Source organism: Salinisphaera shabanensis E1L3A (genome assembly GCF_000215955.2).
Taxonomy (GTDB): Bacteria; Pseudomonadota; Gammaproteobacteria; order Nevskiales; family Salinisphaeraceae; genus Salinisphaera; species Salinisphaera shabanensis.
Genome location: NZ_AFNV02000033.1, coordinates 1 through 19,900, shown reverse-complemented (window position 1 = coordinate 19,900; position 19,900 = coordinate 1). Strand labels below are relative to the sequence as shown.

The 19,900-nt window shown below is 61.9% G+C and carries 17 protein-coding genes; 6 read left to right on the top strand and 11 right to left on the bottom strand.

The features are described from left to right. Nucleotides 1-188: 188 nt before the first annotated feature. Complete coding sequence (locus tag SSPSH_RS16660) at nt 189-1,526, bottom strand: class-II fumarase/aspartase family protein (RefSeq protein ID WP_021031912.1); 1,338 nt, start codon at nt 1,524-1,526, stop codon at nt 189-191. Between the two features lie 65 nt (nt 1,527-1,591). After that, complete coding sequence (locus SSPSH_RS16655) at nt 1,592-2,401, bottom strand: IclR family transcriptional regulator domain-containing protein (RefSeq protein ID WP_006915271.1); 810 nt, start codon at nt 2,399-2,401, stop codon at nt 1,592-1,594. Nucleotides 2,402-2,944: 543 nt separating this feature from the next. On the opposite strand from SSPSH_RS16655, the gene SSPSH_RS16650 reads away from it, so the two are divergent. Continuing rightward, nucleotides 2,945-3,685 (top strand): sulfite exporter TauE/SafE family protein, encoded by a 741-nt coding sequence (locus SSPSH_RS16650; RefSeq protein WP_006915272.1) that lies wholly within the window; start codon nt 2,945-2,947, stop codon nt 3,683-3,685. Between the two features lie 71 nt (nt 3,686-3,756). Here the strand turns inward: SSPSH_RS16650 and SSPSH_RS16645 are convergent, their stop codons facing one another. Beyond that, entirely contained in the window at nt 3,757-4,962 is a 1,206-nt protein-coding gene (locus SSPSH_RS16645; protein WP_006915273.1) for a cyclic di-GMP phosphodiesterase, read from the bottom strand. Nucleotides 4,963-5,463: 501 nt separating this feature from the next. Between SSPSH_RS16645 and SSPSH_RS16640 the strand changes: the two genes are divergently transcribed. Both SSPSH_RS16640 and SSPSH_RS16635 read left to right on the top strand, forming a co-directional pair. Continuing rightward, complete coding sequence (locus SSPSH_RS16640) at nt 5,464-7,158, top strand: L-lactate permease (RefSeq protein ID WP_006915274.1); 1,695 nt, start codon at nt 5,464-5,466, stop codon at nt 7,156-7,158. Nucleotides 7,159-7,293: 135 nt separating this feature from the next. Beyond that, nucleotides 7,294-7,701, top strand: a complete 408-nt coding sequence (locus tag SSPSH_RS16635; protein WP_006915275.1) for a GlcG/HbpS family heme-binding protein — start codon at nt 7,294-7,296, stop codon at nt 7,699-7,701. A 112-nt stretch (nt 7,702-7,813) separates the two neighbouring features. On the opposite strand, the gene SSPSH_RS16630 is transcribed toward SSPSH_RS16635, so the two are convergent. From SSPSH_RS16630 to SSPSH_RS16595, 8 genes are all read right to left on the bottom strand, one after another. Beyond that, entirely contained in the window at nt 7,814-8,974 is a 1,161-nt protein-coding gene (locus tag SSPSH_RS16630; RefSeq protein WP_021031911.1) for a sulfotransferase, read from the bottom strand. Beyond that, nucleotides 8,971-9,687, bottom strand: coding sequence for a hypothetical protein (locus tag SSPSH_RS16625; protein WP_006915277.1), 717 nt, complete (start codon nt 9,685-9,687; stop codon nt 8,971-8,973). Before SSPSH_RS16625 ends, SSPSH_RS16630 begins: the two co-directional genes overlap by 4 nt. 59 nt (nt 9,688-9,746) lie before the next feature. Beyond that, nucleotides 9,747-10,046, bottom strand: a complete 300-nt coding sequence (locus SSPSH_RS16620; RefSeq protein WP_006915278.1) for a hypothetical protein — start codon at nt 10,044-10,046, stop codon at nt 9,747-9,749. Nucleotides 10,047-10,056: 10 nt separating this feature from the next. Then, a complete protein-coding gene (locus SSPSH_RS16615) occupies nt 10,057-11,388 on the bottom strand; it encodes an arylsulfotransferase family protein (RefSeq protein WP_006915279.1) in 1,332 nt (443 codons plus the stop codon). Between the two features lie 167 nt (nt 11,389-11,555). Continuing rightward, entirely contained in the window at nt 11,556-12,008 is a 453-nt protein-coding gene (locus SSPSH_RS16610; RefSeq protein WP_006915280.1) for a hypothetical protein, read from the bottom strand. A 126-nt stretch (nt 12,009-12,134) separates the two neighbouring features. Then, nucleotides 12,135-12,815 (bottom strand): 7-cyano-7-deazaguanine/7-aminomethyl-7-deazaguanine transporter, encoded by a 681-nt coding sequence (locus tag SSPSH_RS16605; RefSeq protein ID WP_006915281.1) that lies wholly within the window; start codon nt 12,813-12,815, stop codon nt 12,135-12,137. Nucleotides 12,816-12,879: 64 nt separating this feature from the next. After that, complete coding sequence (locus tag SSPSH_RS16600; RefSeq protein ID WP_006915282.1) at nt 12,880-14,172, bottom strand: ABC1 kinase family protein; 1,293 nt, start codon at nt 14,170-14,172, stop codon at nt 12,880-12,882. Continuing rightward, nucleotides 14,162-15,577, bottom strand: a complete 1,416-nt coding sequence (locus SSPSH_RS16595; protein ID WP_006915283.1) for an SDR family NAD(P)-dependent oxidoreductase — start codon at nt 15,575-15,577, stop codon at nt 14,162-14,164. The genes SSPSH_RS16600 and SSPSH_RS16595 overlap by 11 nt, the downstream gene beginning before the upstream one ends. 160 nt (nt 15,578-15,737) lie before the next feature. On the opposite strand from SSPSH_RS16595, the gene SSPSH_RS16590 reads away from it, so the two are divergent. The 3 genes from SSPSH_RS16590 to SSPSH_RS16580 all read left to right on the top strand — a co-directional run bounded on the left by SSPSH_RS16590 (nt 15,738) and on the right by SSPSH_RS16580 (nt 19,747). Beyond that, complete coding sequence (locus SSPSH_RS16590) at nt 15,738-17,891, top strand: bifunctional metallophosphatase/5'-nucleotidase (RefSeq protein WP_006915284.1); 2,154 nt, start codon at nt 15,738-15,740, stop codon at nt 17,889-17,891. Between the two features lie 96 nt (nt 17,892-17,987). After that, complete coding sequence (locus tag SSPSH_RS16585) at nt 17,988-18,974, top strand: helix-turn-helix transcriptional regulator (protein WP_006915285.1); 987 nt, start codon at nt 17,988-17,990, stop codon at nt 18,972-18,974. Nucleotides 18,975-19,069: 95 nt separating this feature from the next. Next, nucleotides 19,070-19,747, top strand: a complete 678-nt coding sequence (locus tag SSPSH_RS16580; protein WP_006915286.1) for a hypothetical protein — start codon at nt 19,070-19,072, stop codon at nt 19,745-19,747. Nucleotides 19,748-19,900: the final 153 nt, after the last annotated feature.

Here is a 19,900-nt window from a genome sequence, read left to right as displayed (position 1 = left end):
TCGGATCAGCGACGATTACTTGCTCCGACAGTGTCGATGTGTGTCGACCGCCCACCACGGGCACAAGGGTTCGTTCAGCGAACGTACGTTTGCATTGCGAATAAACTAATCGCTGCAGCGTGGTGGCGTCAACGCGCATTGGCGGCGCCGCGAAAAGCACGCGGGCATTTTTAGAACGACACCGCCAATTACATCGCAGCCAACGCGCGCCCCACACGTTCAACGAGGGCCTGGCTCGCGCCGGTATTAGCGAGCGGATCGAGTGCGGCACGCAACATGCCGGCGTCGACTGCGCCTGCCACGTCGGGTTGATCGAGCAGGGTATCGGCCAGTTCGCGCGGGTCGGTGGTGGTCTGTCGTATGGCGTCGTTGACCAAATGCTCGGCGCGCTCGGGCCCCATGTGCTGGCTCAGTACGGCAACCGCGGGGCGGGCAAGAAACGCGCTGCCGGTCAGTTTCAGGTTGTGACGCATGGCATCGGCGTGCACGTTCAGATCGCGCAGTAAAACCGACAACGTGTCGAGCGCGCCTTCGGCCAGGACGACGTTATCGACCAGCGGCGCCCACTCGGCGTGCCATTCGCCCAGGCCACGTTCCATGGGCTGGGCGCCGACGTTATGCAGCATGGCGACGTTGGCATGAATCTGACGAGCCGCTGCACGAATACGCGCGCAACCGACGGGGTTGCGCTTGTGCGGCATCGAAGACGAGCCGCCCGCGCCGGTGCCCGCGGGCTCGCTGAGTTCGCCGATCTCGGTCTGGGCCATCAGTGCGACGTCGAGTGCGATCTTTTCCGCGGCGATCGCCACTGCACCGAGTGCGTCGGCCAACGCGAGTATCGGCTGGCGGTCGGTATGCCAGGGTAGGATCGCGCGCGTTAGTCCTAGCTCGTCGGCTAACGCATCCATTAACGAAGGCCCGTTGTCTGCCAAACCGGTATGCACGCCGACCGGGCCCCCGAACTGTACGAACAGACCGTGTGCTTTTATCTCGCCAAGGCGTTTTTCGGACTGTGCGAGTCCCCACAACCATTGGGCGACTTTGGCGCCGAACGTTATCGGCATCGCCTGTTGCATGAGCGTGCGACCGATCATCGGTGTTTGCGCGTGGCGGTGCATGAGGGCGACGCCGTGGCGACGGCTTTCGCCCAGGCGCACGAGAATCGCTTCGAGTCGCGGCCTGAGCACAAGCATGAGGGCGGTGTCGAGAATATCTTGGCTGGTTGCGCCGACATGAAAGTAGTCGCCCAACTCATCGGCCAGCAAGGCCTTGGCCTGTTTGACGAACGGGATGGCGACATTGCCGCCGTCGGCCGTCTCAGTGCCGAGTCGATCGAGATCGAACGCATCGACCTTCAGCTGGGTTTCGATTGCTGCGCTCGTGCCGGCAGGCAGAAGGCCGGCGCGTTCCTGCACACGTGCAAGGGCTCGCTCGACACGACACATCGCTTCGACGAAGGCGCGTGGCGTCAAGGCGGCTGCGCCGGCCCGGCTCATGAATGGATGGCGGATAAACGCGTCGAGCATGGCGATACTCTGGAACCGGTCACGGCCCAAGTGTGGCATGCCGGACGTGGCCGGCGCGTGCGTGGTCAGCTCACCTGGCTGGCGATCTCTTTACAGGTGTCTTGAAGCAGCGGTAGAAAGCGCTGGTTGAGCGTCTTTCTATCCACTCGTGCGGCGTTGGTACTGATATTGATTGCACCCAGCAGCGCGCCGTGCATGTTGTGGACCGGCACCGCCAGGGAGCGCAGGCCGGATTCGAGCTCCTGGTCGACGACACAAAATCCCTGTTCACGCGCCTTGTCGAGATGCGCGCGCAGCTCGCCGATATCGGTCACGGTGCGCGGGGTGTAGGTCTCGAGCTTGAGCTCGGCCAGGACTGCATCGAGTTCGGCCGGCTCGAGCATAGCCAGCAGCATACGGCCCATTGACGTGACGGCGGCCGGCAAGTGGGTACCGATCGACAGGGCAATCGTCATCAGTCGGTGCGGGGCGGCAGAACGGGCCACGTAAATCACGTCGGAGCCCTGGAGTACGCCCATCGAGGAGGACTCACCGGTCAGCTCGGTGATGCGTTCCAGATGCTGACGAATGACCGGCTGATAACTATTGGCCGACAGAAATGCATAGCCGAGCTGGAGTGTTTTCGGCGCCAGTTCGAAATAGCGGTCCTGGCGGCGAACATAGCCCAGTCCGTGCAGCGTGAGCAGAAAACGGCGGGCTTTCGCACGGTTCATGCCTGTGCGGGTAGCAACTTCGCTGAGCGTCATGCGCGGGTGATCGCTATCGAAAGCGCGAATGACCTGCAGACCGGTCGCCAGCGCGGTGACGAAATCGCGATGGTCGGGTGCGAGCCCCGCCGGGTTGTCTTCGCTGTGTTCGGCTGGCACGACGCTCATCGGTTGATTGCAAATGATAGGAAGAGTGTAGCAATGACAACAGGTGTTCGCATTGCGAACACTGGCTGAAGCCTGAAAAGCCGTATCGCGCTTTCGCAATCAAGCGCGAACTTGAACTGCGAGTCGCTGACGCGATGTGAGATTTTTGCGGGCGCGAAGGTGCGTGTTGCGCGCAGGTGATCGCCATGCGAACTTCGCGCCTTTTCTCACGTGCCTTGCCGTGCTGTGCCGGCCGGAATATCAAGAACAAGAACGACGGAGTCGGGTTTTGGCGTACATCCACCTAGAGAGTTGCAGAGAATGGCGGGCACTCGGGGCGCGTGTCCGGTTTTTGCTCGTGCGCATCATGTTCTTTCGAGTTTGTGAGCCTAGGATTGGCGGCGACCGTGTCTGCGACCACCGGCTTGTACGAAAAAGATTGATGATTGGGCGGTCGGTCGAGCCCGGTCCGGCGGGCCTAAGGCGTGCCGTTTTCGGTCGCGGAATGGACGCGACACGACTGCCTCTATCGGTCGTATTCGTCGGTGACCAAGTGGGTAGGGTATGAGCGTCGAAGAATTGGCGATCGCTTTCGTTTGTCTGGCTCTGGGCGGGATCATCAAAGGCGCGACCGGTGCCGGCGCACCGATTTTTGCAGTACCGGCGCTCACCATGATGTTCGACGTGCAGTTCGCAGTGGTGGTCATGCTGGTGCCCAATCTGTTGACCAACTGCTGGCAGGGTTGGCGTTTTCGTAGGCAGCGCCTGCCCATGCGATTCAATCTGGCCTTTGCCGGTCTCGGTGCGACTGGCGTAGTCGTGGGCAGTCTTGTGCTGGCACAGCTTTCGCCACGAATTCTGTCGTTGGGGGTCGCAGCGGCGGTCACGGTATATATCGCTATTCGATTGGTGCGGCCCGGCGGGTTCATTCCTTTTGCGATCGCGCAGCGCATCAGCGCGCCGGTCGGTTTTGTTGCGGGGCTTCTGCAGGGCGCGTCCGGTCTGTCGGCACCGGTATCTCTGGCTTTTCTCAACGCGCTTCAACTCGAGCGGCCGTATTTCATTTCGACGGCATCGTTTTTTTTCGTCGCGATTACACTGGTACAGATTCCAACTTTAGCCACGCTGGGGTTGATGACGCCGCACCGCATGCTGTTGAGCGGTTTGGCACTGCTCCCGCTGATCGTATTCATGCCGGTCGGCGCTCGTATTGCACAGCGCCTGCCCCGGGTTGTGTTCGACCGCGTGATTCTTGTCCTGCTCGGCGGGTTGGCGATCAAGCTCGTCTTCGACGCTTCGCAATGAGGGCGTTGCCCATCCGCGGCGAGGTGGGCGTACGAAACGGCGACAGGCCCTGGAGCGCGATATAAGTCGGCCTAACTCCAGGCGGCCGCGTAATCATCGATATCGACGCCGTAATCGCCATTGGCCAGCGTGCGCACGATACGAAACCGGGGGAAGCGGTTGAGATCGCGCATGCGCTGTGGGAAGTAGCGGCGTTTGCGATGGTCGAGTACGACGAGAATGGTCGGGCGAGGCTGGCGCTCTTCGCTGGGAACGACAAAGCCGACTTCGCCGGTATTGAGTTCGATCAGGCTGCCGACCGGGTAGGCACCCAGCGTATGCACGAACTGGCCCATCAGTTCGGGATTGAAGTCGCCCTGGCTGCGACTCATGAGTTTCATGACTTCACCGGGTGAACGGCTATCCTGATAGACACGGTCGCTGGTCATCGCATCGTAGACATCGGCAATCGCCACAATCTGTGCGTAGTGGGAAATCTGATCGCCCTGGAGTCCGTCCGGGTAACCGTGCCCGTTCATGCGTTCGTGGTGCTCGCGCACGATTCGCAGGCTCTCCGCCGATAGCTGCGACCCTTGTTCGAGTAGCTGCACGCCATACTGCGGATGACGTTTGACCACTGCGAACTCATCAGCAGACAGACGCGCGGGCTTATGGAGGATATCCATCGGAACTTTCATTTTGCCGACGTCGTGAAGCAGCGCACCGACGCCCATTTCTTCTACGTTGGCCTCGGGCTCTCCCATCGTCGTGGCCAGCGCCACCGACAGCATGCACACGTTCATGCTGTGCAGCGCGGTGTACTCATCGCGATTCTTGAGGTTGGTGAACCAGACCAGCGCGTCGGGATTGCGGGATACACTGGCCATCATCTGAACGACGAGTTCGCGTGCGTCGCGATCTTCCAGCGTCTCACCGGCGCGCGCATCGGCCTGAATACTGAGCACGAAATCGCGAGCCTGGTCGCGAATGAGACGGGCCTGAGCGAGTTCGGCACTAAAGCTTTGCGGCGAGCGGCTGTATACCGCAGCGGGTGCGACGCCGCGTCGCGAGAAGCCGAGTGGCTCGGGTCGCGCAGGTAGTGGCACGCGATGCGTCTTGGGCGGCGCCGAGATATAAACGTACTCGACTTGCCGGCTCAGGCGTTCGATATCGGCGCGCGTCTTGATATAAACGCCTTCGAGCAGATAATCGGTCTCTAACCAGGGCCGGTCCAGCGCCTCGACGTACATGCCGGGCTCGAGCTCGGTGACCGGTATCTTTTTCGCATAGCGCAGCATGCAGGGTCGAAACCTCGATCGGCGATGGAAACATTTTAGAGGGTAGGGACGCTGCGCGCGATACGGTGTGTCCGGGGCATGCCGAAGCCATGAGGATCTACTGCGCAAGGTGGGCGAGCCTTATCGCCCCGAATGAATTCATCGAGCAATATACGGCATGCCAAGCGTGCGCGACGCCGCGCCCGACTTCTGCCGTTGACCAGCGCACGGCGTTGCAACGAAGCGCCGCGTATGAATCGTCAATTGGTCTTATCCCATATCGGCAGTTCAAATCGGTGCACGGCGCCCGAAAGCCGTGCAAGCCCGGCAATGAAAGCACTGGCGGCGTGCCACGACCGCGTTTCGGCGCTCGCCGGGGCGGCACCATACGGTCAAATCCGGAATAATGAATTGTCGTTTCACGAACAACATGGTTAGCTTTCCAGCTCTCGCGCGTAGGGTCGGACAGGGAGCCGTATCTTCCCGCGCGCCTTCGTATTATTTGTTGCAGGGGATAGGTGCATGGTTTCTTTGACGATGTCGCTTCTTGCGTTCGTCCCGCTGGTGCTTGCCGGCGTCATGTTGATCGGGTTTCGGTTTCAGGCACGCACCGCGATGCCGGTCGTGTTCATCGTGACCGTGCTGATCGCGCTATTGGCCTGGGATATGAGCGTGACGCGCGTGGTGGCGTCGAGCCTGCAAGGGCTGATGCTCACGATCTCGATTCTCTGGATCATTTTCGGTGCGATTCTGCTACTCAATACGCTCAAGCATTCGGGCGGTATCGCGGCGATTCGAAACGGTTTCTCCGGCATCAGCCCGGATCGACGCATTCAGGCAATCATCGTCGCCTGGTTGTTTGGCTGCTTCATTGAAGGCGCCTCGGGCTTTGGTACGCCCGCAGCCGTGGCCGCACCGCTCATGGTCGCATTGGGCTTCCCTGCCTTGGCCGCGGTTGTCGTAGGTATGATGATTCAGTCCACGCCGGTGTCGTTCGGTGCGGTCGGTACGCCGATTATTGTCGGCGTGGCGGGTGGTCTGCAGAAGAACCAGATTTCCGAACAGCTCACCAGCAACGGTTCGGACTGGGAGACCTATTTCCAGCTGATTACCTCGCAAGTGTCCATTACCCATGCCATCTGCGGCATCCTCATGCCGTTGATCATGGTGACGGTCATGGCGCGCTTCTTCGGTGAGCGCAAGTCCTGGGGCGACGGCCTCGAAGTCGCGCCCTTTGCGCTGTTCGCCGGGGTGAGCTTCGTGGTGCCCTATGCCTTGGCTGGCGTATTTCTCGGGCCGGAATTCCCGTCGATGATCGGTGCCATGGTTGGTCTGGCGATCGTCGTGCCGGCGGCCCGCCGCGGCTTTTTGATTCCGTCCAAGCCGTGGGACTTTCCCGAAGAAAGCCAGTGGCCGGCGGACTGGGTTGGTAACATGGAGATCAAGGCCGACCACGTAGCCGGCCGCACGCCGCTTACGCCGACCATGGGCTGGGCGCCCTATGTGCTGCTCGCGGTTCTGCTGGTGATTTCTCGTACGGTCGAGCCGATCACCAACGCGTTGAAATCCGTAGCGATCAGTTGGAGCGATATCCTGGGTCAGGCCGGTGTTTCTGGCTCGATTCAGCCCTTGTATCTGCCCGGTGGCATCATCTGTATGGCCGTGCTGGTGACGTTCTTTCTGCACCGCATGCGTGGTGGCGCCATGGGTTCGGCGTTCAAGGAATCGACGAACACGATTCTCGGCGCAGGGTTCGTGCTGATCTTCACGATCCCGATGGTGCGTATTCTCATCAACTCGGGCGTAAACGGTTCGGATCTGGTCTCCATGCCGGTGGCCATGGCACAGTTCGTGGCCGATGGCGTGGGGCATATCTATCCGCTGTTCGCACCGGCCGTCGGCGCGCTGGGTGCGTTTATCGCCGGCTCGAATACCGTTTCGAACCTCATGCTGAGCGACTTCCAGTTCAACGTGGCGGCGACGCTGGGTCTGTCGACCGCGATGATGGTCGCACTGCAGGCCGTGGGTGCAGCCGCCGGTAACATGATCGCGATCCACAACGTGGTCGCGGCCTCGGCCACGGTGGGATTGCTCGGGCGCGAAGGCACAACCATGCGTAAGACGTTGTTGCCCACGCTCTACTATTGCCTGCTGAGTGGCGTGATCGGCCTGATCGCGTTCTATGGTATTGGCGTTGTCGACGGCTTGATGAATTAAGCCAGCGTCGAAGGTAAAAAACGGCCGCTTAAGCGGCCGTTTTTTTAACGCGCAAGAACGTTCGCGACTGCTTGAATACAGCGTTTATAGTAGTCGCCGTACCAACCATTCATTTATTTGTTATCGGGAAAGCCCATGAAACAGAAATCCGTAATCACGCTTGACGACGCACATCAGATTCTCGACGCAGCCCAGAAGGAAGCCGAGAGCCAAGGCTGGAACGTGTCGATCGCAGTCGTGGACGACGGTGGCCATCTGGTGGCGTTGCGCCGGCTCGACGGGTGTTCGCCGATGGGAAGCTATGTGGCGACCGAAAAGGCGCGCAGCGCGGCGTTGGGTGGCAAGGAAACCCAGGTGTTCGAGGACATGATCAACGGCGGCCGTGCGGCGTTTCTGTCGGTGCCGGAACTCAAAGGCACGATGACCGGCGGCGTGCCGGTGATGATCGATGGCCAAGTAGCGGGCGCAGTCGGCGTGTCCGGCGTAAAGCCGGATCAGGACGCCCAGACCGCCAAGGCCGGGGTGGCTGCAGTCGCAGGCTGATAACGTTGGCGCTCGACGCCTCGATACGAAAAAACGCGGGCTACGTGCCCGCGTTTTTTTTTGCTTGGCGTACGTCGGCGTGTGTACGGGTCGAACGACCCGATTAGAGAACTCAGCTATAGCCGTAGCGCGCGGCTACCGGGCCGGTAATATCACGAATCTGGCGTAACTCGGCATCGCTGAAAGCGGGTTTGTAATAGCCGGGCAGACGCAGACGCGCGGCGGCCTGTTCGATTGTTGCCGAGTCGATATCAAGGCCGCAGTGGGCATAGAAGCGTTCGAGCACGGCTTGTGAATCGCCGCACAGATCTTCGTAGCGAATGACCAGAGCGGCCTCGTTGAGGCGGCCGTCGCGGCTCAGTCGCTCGTCGACATCGGCATAGATCATAGCCCAGTAGTGCGCCCAACCTTCGACTTCGTGCCCATCGGCCCAGAGCTGCTGGATATGGTCCACTGCGTCGTCGTCACCGGTATGAATCGGGCGCCGGTCGAGGCCAAATTCGAAATGACCGACACGGCGCATGTGTTCGAGTGCGCGCGGGTGTGCGGTTTCACCGGCCTCGAACAGGGTCTGCTGCTTCATGAGCGATGCGATATGCCAGACCGGGTCGCGTACTGGCAGTACAAACCGTGCGTCGCTGAAAATCGACTGCAGATACTGCAGACGCATCAGGTTGTAATTGCCCTTTGCGACATAGCGCTGACCGTTGCGGATAGCCAGCAGCTTGCGAATATGTTCGCGGTAGAACTGCTCGAACGCCGGGTTGCTTGTCTGTGCATCGAGCACGCTGCTGTGATCGCTGGCGTGGATATGTTCGAAAAAGGCCATCCAGAGGACTTCTTCGAATGCTTCCGGGCTCTGCGACGTCACCGCAATCCCATCGCCGTGGGCGCGCTCGGTTGCGGTTTCGTTGTTCTGCGGTACCCGCGCAAGCCAACGATCCCAGAGCCAGGGCGTGAATACCGGCGGGAAATCACGATACCGATGCGTGGCAACGGCTGGGTGCTCGGCGAGTAGTTCGAGGAGAATCGTGGTGCCCGAACGCGCCAGTCCGGCGATATAGATCGGCGCTTCGATCGAAATATCCTCGATCGCGTCTGCTGCCATACGCGTATCGAAATTGCCCAGTTTGATTGCCGCCCGCGGGTGGCGATACTGCCACCCGCCCACGCGATCCATCCACGTCGGTACGGCAAAGCTGGCGACTGCGGCTTCGCTTGGTTGCGAGCGCGCGGTCCGTGATATGTCGTTTACATCTGGCGTGGTAGTCATTCGATTTTCGCCCATTTATAGATCGCGAGCGACGCGATGAACATGACCGGGATGAATACGAACAGCCAGGAATGCATCCAGGCTGGCCCGAACGGAATCACCTCGAGTACCGGTAAATCGATCGTGACCTGGTCGACCGGCGCATCGTCCGGCAGATAACCCAGCGGGTTCTCGGCAAGCCAATGCCACCAGGGCTGCTTGGTAACGATGCCGACCGGTGCGGTCATATCGAAATCGGCAATCGGAGATGCGCTGTCGCCGACCGTGAGCTGTGCCGGTTCGCGGCTGTTGTCCCAGCTTGTCGAAATACCGTCGGGTACCGTAGCGATGGCTGGCGTGGCGCCGGCCGGCGGCAGGGTATGGCCGTAGTGAGTTTCGGCCCATAACAGCAGGGCCAGCAGCGGCAGAATGGCCAGCAAGGTGCCGGGCACCACCAGCCCCACATGGCGAAATGCGGTCACGAATTGGTTCTTGATCAACGGCCCGGCATCGGCGAAGTCGCCATCGAACGCGTTAAGCCGCTGGCGTGCGGCTTTGGCATCGCGTTTGGCCTGGCCGATTTTGGTCTGCGGCGAAAGCAGCTTGTAGAGGAACATGGTCAGCACCGAGCCCAGAATCGCCCAGATCGCGAGCCGCAGCGCCGGTGGCAGCGCGCTGGCCATGGCCGCATCAAGGGCGTTGAACAGTGGTGCCGGTAGGTCGAATAGCCCCATCGTATGGTGTCCTGCGCGTTACGGCCCGGCCGCGGAACGCGTCCGGGCCGTGAAAATGGCTACGAGTGGGTCGGGCCGTTGTCGGCTTCATCACCGGCGACAGGTCTTGCCGCCTGTTCGTTGCGCGCGGCTGCTTCGGCTTTCTTGCGCCGACGCAAGCGACGGATCGGCCACAACACGACAAAGAGCAAGGCAGCGCCGATAGCCGCAACCACGCCCCACAGCGCGCCGAGCAGGCTAAGGCCGGCGCCGGGGCCGACGTACGCCTGGGCGGCGGCGAACGGCGCGAGCATGAGTGCGAGGGCAAGGCCCGAGCGCAGCAGGGCTGGACGAGAAGTACGCGTTTCGATCTTATCCATGGCAGACCTCCTAGGGCGTTTGGATACTTTCAAGGAAAGCCGGCTCCAGATCCTCGGCTCGCAGCCGCTGACCCGAAGACACGACCGGGATGTATTGGTCTTTGTCGCCGCCACGAACCGGGTTGAAGAATTCCCAGACGATGTCGCCACTGGGCGCAACTTCGAACAGACGACCACCGTCTGATTCGGTAATCAATCGATTGCCGTTGGGCAGCGTCGTCATCGCGCCGCGCAGTCGGCTCGCGAACGGGTGCTCGGCCGTGCCTTCATAGCGCCATACGATTTCTTCGCTTTCCGGGTCGACCTCGAGTGCACGAGTCATGTTGTCGGCCTGGAAGTGCCCGTAGTTGTCGAACAGGGTGAAGTGACCGTTGGGCAGGGCACGGGCGAAGTGCTGGCCAAGCCACGAGCCGGCCATTGCCCAGGTCATCTGGCCGGTGTTCAGATCGATTAGCGCCGGTGTGCCGGGATGACGGAACGACACCAGGACTTGATTGCCGCGACCGTTTGCCGGCGCGAAGTTCTGGGCCAGATCGTTGTCGATGAACTGCACGCTGTTGGTATGCAGCGGGTCCTCGAGCGCGAAATGCGCGATATTGGTCAGTAGGGGCTGATAGCGCGATTCATAGAACGCCTCGAACAACGGAATCTTGGCCTGTTCTTCGCCCGTATCGCCGTTGAGAACCACCACGTAGTCGTCCAGGAACGGCTTGGCGAGTGCCGGGAAGTTCTCGAAACGCTTGTCGCTGAAGCCGTGCGTGAGCGCGACCACCCGACCGTCCGGGGTGACGTCTATATCGTGGTGGGTGGCGCCGTGGTACTTCCAGAGTACGTTCGAATCGGCATCGAGCTTGACCAGCCCATAGCCCCAGGGCGTATCGCCGGCGGTGATATAAATCGCCAGCAGATCGCCGTTGGGATACATGATGGCCTTGCGCCAGTACATGAGCGCATCCTTGCGCGCACTGCGTCCGTCCGGCGCTGTATCCCAGAGCTTGCTGTACTCCAGCTGCCAGCGATGGACCTCGTTACCGTCCATATCCACGAGCGACGCGTAAGGCGCGCCACCCGAGGTATAAAGCGTATAGCCGTTGTAGGCACGGTCGCTGTCGTTAATGGTGACGCCGCGCTTGTCGCTACGTGCTTCGCGCCACTGATCGGTCTGCGTGTACGGGTCGTCGATCGAATCCTGGACGATGAGCGCATGACCAGCCTTGTAGGCGTCATTGAGCCATTCGTACGGAAATACCTTGGTGAGCACCACGAGTGTGCCGCCCAGAAAGGCAAGAAAGAGACAGGCCACGAAAAACGCCGCAAAACCGGCGCGATCCGCTTTATCCATTTTTGAACCCTTGCTAAGGGTCCCATACGAACGCTTCGATTATCGAAGAATCCGCCCTCGGCTCGACTAAGACCGTAGCACTTTCCTGAAGTTTCCGTTAGCGACACATCAATTTTTTGCGTTCAGATACGACTGTGCGTCCAAACGGCGCAGGCGTGGCGCCGCGATTAGTTCGGGTCGACGCGCACGAAAACCGTATCGGTACTGTCAGTGTCCGAGTCGGTCGCCACGGCGATACGCTTCCACTCACGCGCACGCATGAGAACCCGCGTCTGGCTGTGCACCTGGCCGTTGGCGATCGCGTGGGTGAAATCGACGGACAAGGCGATATCACCGGACTCGCCTGTGGCATCGATCCAGTATTCGAGCACCGCATCGCGGGTTTCGATACGGCCACTGTCGAGTTCGGCCACGCTTGTTTCGATACGCCGTGCTTTCGGGCCCTCGGCGCCGGCCTCGGCAGGATCGGCATTCGCGCCGTACCGTACTTTTAGCGTAAACGGCTTGTGGGTGTTCACGATCGCCGACTGAGCGGATGCCACCATGGGAACACTCGAACAGAAGGCAAACCACAGCAACGCATACACACAAGCTGCGATACCGCTATCGTATTTGAACATCGCCTTCTCCCTCGCGGACAATACGTTTGCTGTGCGCCCTGGCCGGCTTTTATTGCGTTGAACTCAGTTATAGCACGCCTTCAGCCGCGCATGGCGCGGCGCTAACCGGTAACCGCTTGCCGGTTACTAGCGCGAAAATCGATAGGCCCGAGAGGGCGTGCCGGCGGTTGCCGTGAGCAGGTAACGAGACAGCAGTGCCAGCAGCGCGCCGTAGAGCGGAAGGAACAGGCACAGGCTGATCAGCAGCTTGAACACATAATCCACGCAGGCGATCTCCAGCCAGTGTTCGGCCATGAACGTATTCGAGGAGCCGGCGAACGCGATCGAGAAGAACAGCAGCGTATCCAGGGCGTTACCGAAAACCGTGGAAGTGGTCGGCGCCACCCACCATTGCCGCAGCGTACGCAGGCGCTGAAACACGCCGATATCCAGCAGCTGGCCGAACAGGTAGGCACAGAAGCTCGCCAGCGCGATCCGCGCGACCAATGTGTTGAACTCCGTCAGCGATTCGAAGCCGGCGAAACGCCCGTCGACGTACAGCACGGAAAACAGGTAGGACACGATCAGCGCCGGGCCCATGGCCGACGCCACCACGCGCCGCGCGGTTGCCCCGCCCAATAGGCGTACGGTCAAATCGCTGACCAGGAATATAAAGGGAAAACTGAAAGCGCCCCAGGTCGTATGCCAGCCGAACAGGGTGAATGGCAGTTGTACGAGGTAGTTGCTGGCGGCGATTACGAGCACATGCAGACAGGCCAGGACAACGACAATACGAAGCCATTGCGCAGGCGACAAAGATAACGACATGAAACGCTCCTTTTTCGTGACGGGGTGAGGGAACCCGTGGCGCTATGCGCCCAAGATGATTCGGTCAGATCGGCGGTTCGACGCTCGCCGGCGGCGGATCGTAGTCGCCGGCCGCGATCTTTTGCAACTCGGTATGCAGATCGGCTTCGGCGTGGATATTGCGCAATATCCAGTACAGCCCGCTGAGTGTGCGCATCAGAAAGACAAGCTGCGGCGCGGCATTGAATAGTTTCCAGTGCCGAAGCGATGCGCGAATCTCGCCTCGAATCGACTCGATCAGCCCGTCGTCGGTGAATACATAGGGCGACTGATGGCGGATCGGCTCGAGCGACGCAGTCGCGTGGCTGGCGTAGATTTCGCGGTAGATCTCGCCGTGACGCGCCCAGCTATCCGGTGGCACCACGTCCAGCCCCTCCAGCGCGACATGCAGATCTTCCCAGCGTGCGTCGAGCGCGGCGGCTACGACATCGCGCAAGCCGCGCCGCGTATCCAGATCCAGCGTTTTCGTACAGCCGAAATCGAACAGCGCGATCGAGCCATCCGCGGTCACCCCGAAATTGCCGGCATGCGGGTCGGCATGCAGCACACCATGGGTGAATACCTGAAGATTGATCGCCTCGACGATCGTCTGGCCGCGCTCGGGCGGGGCCTCGTGGACCGGCCGCGACTCGATATATGAGGTGACCAGCACCGCCTCGGTACATAGTTCCGGTACCGGCTCGGGCAGAACGAAGCCGGGCAGCTCGATGGCACGCAAGGCTTCGAGATGCGCCAGTTCCTGGCGGTAGTTCGTTTCTTCGATGAAGCGTTCCCGCAGTTCGTCGAGAACCACGTCGATATCGCGACCGCGCATGGGCAGAAAACGCGACAATTTGAGCAGTCTGCCGAGGTTGTCGATATCGGCGTCCACCGCGTCGGCGACCCCCGGATAGCGAATCTTGACGACCACCTCGCGCCCGTCGACAAGCGTGGCCCGATGCACCTGGCCGATAGACGCCGCGGCCATCGCTTCGCGATCGAGCTCGGCGATCAGCGCGCGTTGCTCGTCGCTCCAGGATTCGTCGAGCACCGGCTCCAGGCGCTCGAACGCCCACGGTTCGGCGTTGCGTTGCAGCCGCGTGAGCTGCTCGATCAGCGGCTCGGGTAGAAAATCGCGATACTGGGACGCGATCTGGCCGAGCTTCATGGCCGCGCCCTTGAGCCCGCCGAGCGTGTCGAACCAGTCCTGGCCGGTCTTTTGCCAGCTCTTGGCCCGGTCGTAGCCGGGCATGGTGTGCAGTACACCGCGCCCGAGGCTGCGCACGCCCGCGCCGAGAATCCGCCGACGGCGAGTACGCTGTTCGCGTTTATCCGACACCGTTAACCTCGATGCCCGTCTCGTTGCGCAACCATCCGTAGAGGGTTTGTGCATCGCTTGGACGGACTTGGGTATTGGGTAGCACCGCCGTGGGATGGGGCGTGCGGTCCAAAAAGAACTCGCCCTGACAATGGCGCGCCGCTCGGGACGAACCGAGCCAAACCGCGGTATCCGCGCCCATGCGCGCATCGCGCAGCAGGCGACCCATCACTTTATCGAAACCCGGCAGCGATTCGGTCACGCCCGGCGTGGCGACCCAGCCCGGATGCATGGCATTGAAATTCACGCCGGCCTCGCCGTAGCGACGGGCCCAGTGTCGCGTGAGCGCGACGAGGCCACGCTTGGCGCGGGCATAGGCCTTGTTGCCACTGAAGGATTCGTTCTCGAAGTTCAGGTCGTTGAGCACGAGCGGCTGTAGATACATGCCGCCGCTGGACATGTTGACCACGCGAGCTTCGGCCGCTGTCAGCGCCGGCATGAGCGTTTCGGTGAGCACGAACGGCGCCACGAGATTGATCGCCAGGCTGCGTTCGAAGCCGTCGTCGCTCAGGGCATGTTCGTGAAATAGTGCGCCGGCGTTGTTCACCAGTACGTCGATTTCAGGGAACTGCTCGACTAGCCGTTCGCCGAGCGACCGAGTCGCGGCAACGTCGAGCAGGTCGGCCTGTTGGGTATGGATACGCTCGATATCGCCGCCCGCGAAGTCATGCACACGCTGGCGCGACGCAGCGAGTTTGTCGGTATCGCGACCGACAAGTACCACGCTCGCGCCCAGGCGCGCGTATTCGGCGGCGATGGCTTCGCCGATGCCGCTGGTCGCGCCGGTGATGACGGCCACGCGCTCGTCCATGAACTCGCTGTGCGCCTTGTCGTCGAGCGCGAGATAGCCGCGTTCCGTGAAACCCGGTGCCGCCAGCAGCATGCTGCGATCGGCCGCGTAACTGACCCAGCCCTGGCTCGGCGCTTCGGTACGAATCGTGAGTGCTTCACCCAGCCCGGCGACCGCCTTGCGGCCCATCCGCTTGAAGACGGGCTTCATCGCGATTTCGCTGGCCCGCAGCGCGCCGGACAAGGAAAAATCGGCGCGATAATCGATTGTCGTTTCGCCTGCCGTGTTTTCCTCGAAACGGATGGTTTCGACCGAGCTGATGCCCGAACCCCGCATCTCCAGCGCGATATGCGCGTTTTCGGCAAGCTCGGTAGTCGCGTAGGAAAGTGTCGTACGCCGGCCGAACATACGCACGGTCACTTCGAATTCGCTGCCGATGCGCGGGGTGCCGGGTGTGAGCTTGCGGGCGCGATAAACACCCGGATCCCATTGCTCACAGGTCGAGAAATCGACCAGGTAGCGATAGCAGTCGGCTGCGCTGCGCGCGACACGAACAGTTTCATGGAGTCGGATCATGGAATCTCGAAGCTGCGACCAAAGTCGAGTTATACGCCAGTCTGGGCGCTGCGGTTTAACCGTTGCAACCGTCACCCGCCGGTCAGCGAATTGTCATCGTTTCGCCTTATCGCCCCGATAGCCTGCTCGGCGAATGTAACCGACACTTTCCGGGGGACCCATGACCACGATGCAACTCGTCTGGCGGCGCACGCTGCTGGCACTCTGTCTGACCACGGCAATCGCCGGCTGTTCCGACAGCGATTCCAACGATAACGACACGAGTGCACCGGAAGCGTCGGCCTACCGGCTCCAACTGCTGCATTTCGCGGATATGGACGGCTCGACGGCCGCACTCGACTATGTCTCCAATTTTTCGAGTTTGGTCAACGCGTTCGCCAGCGACGATACGCTTTCCGACCATACGCTCGTACTGTCGTCTGGCGATAATTTCATTCCCGGGCCGCGCTATTTCGCGTCTGGCGCACTGGGCGATGAAGAGGTGCCCGACGCACTGGGCGCCGCCGGCAATGGCCGTGCCGATATCGTATTCGTGAACCGCTTCGGTACCGCCGCGTCCGCCCTGGGCAACCACGATCTCGACTCGGGTACGTCCGCCTTTGCGGGCCTGATTGCAAGCGACGGTGAAGCCGGAGGTTATCCTGGCGCGGCCTTCCCCTATCTCTCCTTCAACGCCGATTTTTCCGGCGACAGCAGCTTATCCGGCCTGGTCGCCGAGGATGGCCAGCCCGCGGGCGAGGTGGCAGGGCGGGTAGCTGGCTCGGCCACGGTCGAAGTCGGCGGCGAGACCATTGGTGTGGTTGGGGCAACCACGCCGCTGCTGGCCAGCATCACCTCGACCGGCGGCATCGACATGTCGCCGGACGACTTTGCGATGGATGATGCAGGCTACGACGCGCTGGCCGCGGCAATCCAGCCGGCGGTGGATGCGCTCGTGGGTGCTGGCATCGACAAGATCGTGCTCGTCACGCATATGCAGCAGATCGCTATCGAACAAGCGCTGGCCACGCGCCTGAACGATGTCGACATCGTCATCGCCGGCGGCTCGAACACGCTGCTCGCCGACAGCAACGACGTGCTGCGCGATGGCGACGAGGCGGCCGGTACCTATCCGCTGTCATTCGAGGGCCCGGATGGCACGCCCACGCTGGTCGTCAACGTCGACGGCGATTACAAGTATCTCGGCCGGCTCGTGGTCGATTTCGACGACAACGGCGTGCTGATAATGGACTCGCTGGATACGGTGGAAAACGGGGCCTGGGCGTCGACCGATGCCATCGTCGATCAGCTCGCCACGCGCGGGCTGAACACCACGGCCGACAGTGATGTGTTGGCGGTGCAGGCAGCCTTGCAGAGCCTGCTCGAGGCGCAGGACGGCAACGTCCAGGGCATCACCGAGGTCTATCTCGACGGCCGGCGTACCCAGGTACGTACCGAGGAGACCAATCTTGGCAGTCTCACCGCCGATGCCAACCTCTACTACGCACGGCTGGCCGAGCCGGGCGTGCAGGTATCGCTGAAGAACGGCGGCGGCATTCGCGACGATATCGGTCAGGTGGTGGTCCCACCGGGCGGTACGGCCGATGCCGAACTGCGCCCTCCGCAGGCCAACGCATCGATCGGCAAGCCGGTCGGTGGCGTGTCGCAGTTCGATATCGCCGGCGCGCTGCGCTTCAACAACAGCTTGACGATTATCAGCGTGACCGCAGCCGAGCTGCGCGACATCATGGAACATGCCGTCGCCGCGACCGCCGACGGTGCGACCCCGGGTCAGTTTCCGCAGATCGGTGGCATGCGTATCGCCTTCGATGCCGCCATGACCGCGCGTAGCGGCGGACAGATGAATATGGGGACGTCCTCGAACGGTAATCGTATCCGCACGCTCGAAGTCATCGACGACAGCGGCAATACGACCGATACGTTGGTGGCCAACGGCGTGTTGCAGGGCGACACCAGCCGTCCAATTCGTATGGTGCTGCTGGCGTTTACGGCTGCCTGTGTACCGGGCGACAACTACGATGCGGGCACAAGCGATTGCGGCGACGCCTATCCGTTGAAAAACCTGACCGATCCGCAGCGCGTCGATCTGGATCCCGGCACCGATGGTGTGGTCGATGCCTCGCAGATTGCCACGGATTACGATCCCGGCCTGGCGATGTTCGCCGCAACCGGCACCGAGCAGGATGCCTTCGCCGAATATCTGCAGGCACGCTACAACCCGGACAATGGCGGTACGGCGTTCGATAACGCCGAAACCGCGGCGGCCGAGGACATGCGTATCGTCAATCTCAAGGTGCAACGCGGCGTGCGCTGAGTCGCGTCGCCGCGTCAGGCAGCCAAAGAGGCCGCGTTGATTCCAGCGCGGCCTTTTTTCATGGGCGGCTTTTGCACGAGGCGCTAGACTCGTTGCATGAATGTCTTCGACCGTATCTACGCGCTGCACAAGCAGCTTGCCGGCGCGCGCCGGCCGATTCCCAAGGCCACGCTGGAAGAACGCCTGGAATGTTCGCCGGCGACCGTCAAACGCATCATTCGCGATATGCGGCTCTATCTCGATGCGCCCATCGAATACGACCGCGAATACAACGGCTACTACTACGCCAGCGCCGAGGGCAGCGAACCCGATGCCCAATTCGAGCTGCCCGGCCTGTGGTTCAACGCCTCGGAGCTGGTTTCATTGTTGGCGATGGATCAGCTTTTGGAAACCGTACAGCCCGGTTTGCTGGCGTTGGACCTCGCGCCCGTGCGCAAGCGCCTGGAGCGGATTCTCGAAAGCCGAGCCATGGGTACCGGCGAACTGGCTCGGCGCACACGCATTCTGCGCGCGAGCGCGCGTAGGCCGGGGCCGGCCTTTGCCGAGGTCGCCGGCGCCATGGCCATGCGTCGACGGCTGCGGATTCGCTATCACGGGCGTGCACGCGATACCGAAAGCCAGCGCACTATCTCCCCGCAGCGGCTGGTCTATTACCGAGACAACTGGTATCTGGACGGCTGGTGTCATGACGCCGACGGGTTGCGCAGCTTTTCGCTCGACCGCATTCGTGCCGCCGAAACGCTCGATGACGAAGCCATCGATATGGACAGCGACGCCCTCGAGGCCGAGCTGGGTGGCGGCTACGGCATCTTTTCGGGCACGCCCGACAACACGGCGGTCATCCGCTTTTCGCCCCAGGCCGCACGCTGGGTGGCCGACGAGCAATGGCACCCCGACCAGCAGGGCCGGGCGCTCGACGACGGCGGCTACGAACTGCGGGTGCCGTATTCGGCCAGCGCCGAATTGCTGGCCGACGTGCTCGCCTACGGACCGGAGGCCGAAATCATCGCCCCGGAATCTCTGCGTCAGGCCGCCGCCGAGCGCGTGCATGCGGCAGCCGCCCGCTACGCCGAACCCGAATAATGTAAATTCATACAGCTCAGGGTCGCCGTTTGACCCACCGCCAGCGGCAAGCTCTCCCACGTTGACGACATCACGTTGCAAACCGGGAGTGACCCATGAGCGAAACAACTGCCCAACGACTGATTCATCCGGCCCATGCTCAGCTGTTGCAGGCCGCACGCGCTGAACGCCGCGCGCTAGTACAAGCACTCGCCATCGAAGCCGACTGGCGCTTCCACGACGGTCCGGAGTGGGCAGCACGCTACTGGGCCGCCTTCGGCGATCTGCGTCGCGACATCGACAGTGCGCCGGAACTCCGTCTTGGCGCCGCCGTGGCGCCGCGTCAGGCATGGTCGCCGCTCGAGCCGGTGGAGTCCGATCAGGCCCGCGCCATCTTTCGGGCCGTGCTGGCCGCGTTGCACCCGCAAGTCGCACCGCGTGCCGCAGCCGCCGATACCGCAGGCCTCTGGTCGCTGACCGTGATGGCCTATCGCGCCGGCGACGCAGCGCGGTTGCGTGAACTGCTCGCCAAAGCACAGACCCACGCGGCCGCGGCTCGACTGCCGGAAGATATCGTCGAGCTTCGGCGCGAGCACGATCGCTTGGCCAGCGCACGGGCGATTGTCGATCGTCGTCTTGCGGAACTCAGCCAGCAATTCCCGTTCAATCTGCGGGATCGGCTGGATGACGCCGACTGGGTGCGCCGCCAGCGTCTGGGGCTGCGCCAGGTGCTCGAGTTCGTGGCGCCGCCGCGTCGACGGTCTGCGCAGGATGATCGTCAGCAGGTATCCTGAGCCGCTTTCGCAACAGTCATCGAGGGTGGCCGTATGGTCCAGGCCCAACAGCATCGTCTCGATCTCGACGGCGAAGACCTGCAAACCCGCGTTGTCGAAGACACGGCGTACTGGATCGAACGCGCACGCGAAATCACCGGCGCCAGCGCGCGC

Bases quoted from the DNA above. Each gene is read 5' to 3' on its own strand.
- SSPSH_RS16580 (WP_006915286.1), top strand. From the start codon at position 19,070: ATGAGCGAAACAACTGCCCAACGACTGATTCATCCGGCCCATGCTCAG.
- SSPSH_RS16590 (WP_006915284.1), top strand. From the start codon at position 15,738: ATGACCACGATGCAACTCGTCTGGCGGCGCACGCTGCTGGCACTCTGT.
- SSPSH_RS16640 (WP_006915274.1), top strand. From the start codon at position 5,464: ATGGTTTCTTTGACGATGTCGCTTCTTGCGTTCGTCCCGCTGGTGCTT.
- SSPSH_RS16630 (WP_021031911.1), bottom strand. From the start codon at position 8,974: ATGACTACCACGCCAGATGTAAACGACATATCACGGACCGCGCGCTCG.
- SSPSH_RS16650 (WP_006915272.1), top strand. From the start codon at position 2,945: ATGAGCGTCGAAGAATTGGCGATCGCTTTCGTTTGTCTGGCTCTGGGC.
- SSPSH_RS16620 (WP_006915278.1), bottom strand. From the start codon at position 10,046: ATGGATAAGATCGAAACGCGTACTTCTCGTCCAGCCCTGCTGCGCTCG.
- SSPSH_RS16645 (WP_006915273.1), bottom strand. From the start codon at position 4,962: ATGCTGCGCTATGCGAAAAAGATACCGGTCACCGAGCTCGAGCCCGGC.
- SSPSH_RS16615 (WP_006915279.1), bottom strand. From the start codon at position 11,388: ATGGATAAAGCGGATCGCGCCGGTTTTGCGGCGTTTTTCGTGGCCTGT.
- SSPSH_RS16610 (WP_006915280.1), bottom strand. From the start codon at position 12,008: ATGTTCAAATACGATAGCGGTATCGCAGCTTGTGTGTATGCGTTGCTG.
- SSPSH_RS16625 (WP_006915277.1), bottom strand. From the start codon at position 9,687: ATGGGGCTATTCGACCTACCGGCACCACTGTTCAACGCCCTTGATGCG.
- SSPSH_RS16660 (WP_021031912.1), bottom strand. From the start codon at position 1,526: ATGCTCGACGCGTTTATCCGCCATCCATTCATGAGCCGGGCCGGCGCA.
- SSPSH_RS16655 (WP_006915271.1), bottom strand. From the start codon at position 2,401: ATGAGCGTCGTGCCAGCCGAACACAGCGAAGACAACCCGGCGGGGCTC.
- SSPSH_RS16585 (WP_006915285.1), top strand. From the start codon at position 17,988: ATGAATGTCTTCGACCGTATCTACGCGCTGCACAAGCAGCTTGCCGGC.
- SSPSH_RS16605 (WP_006915281.1), bottom strand. From the start codon at position 12,815: ATGTCGTTATCTTTGTCGCCTGCGCAATGGCTTCGTATTGTCGTTGTC.
- SSPSH_RS16635 (WP_006915275.1), top strand. From the start codon at position 7,294: ATGAAACAGAAATCCGTAATCACGCTTGACGACGCACATCAGATTCTC.
- SSPSH_RS16595 (WP_006915283.1), bottom strand. From the start codon at position 15,577: ATGATCCGACTCCATGAAACTGTTCGTGTCGCGCGCAGCGCAGCCGAC.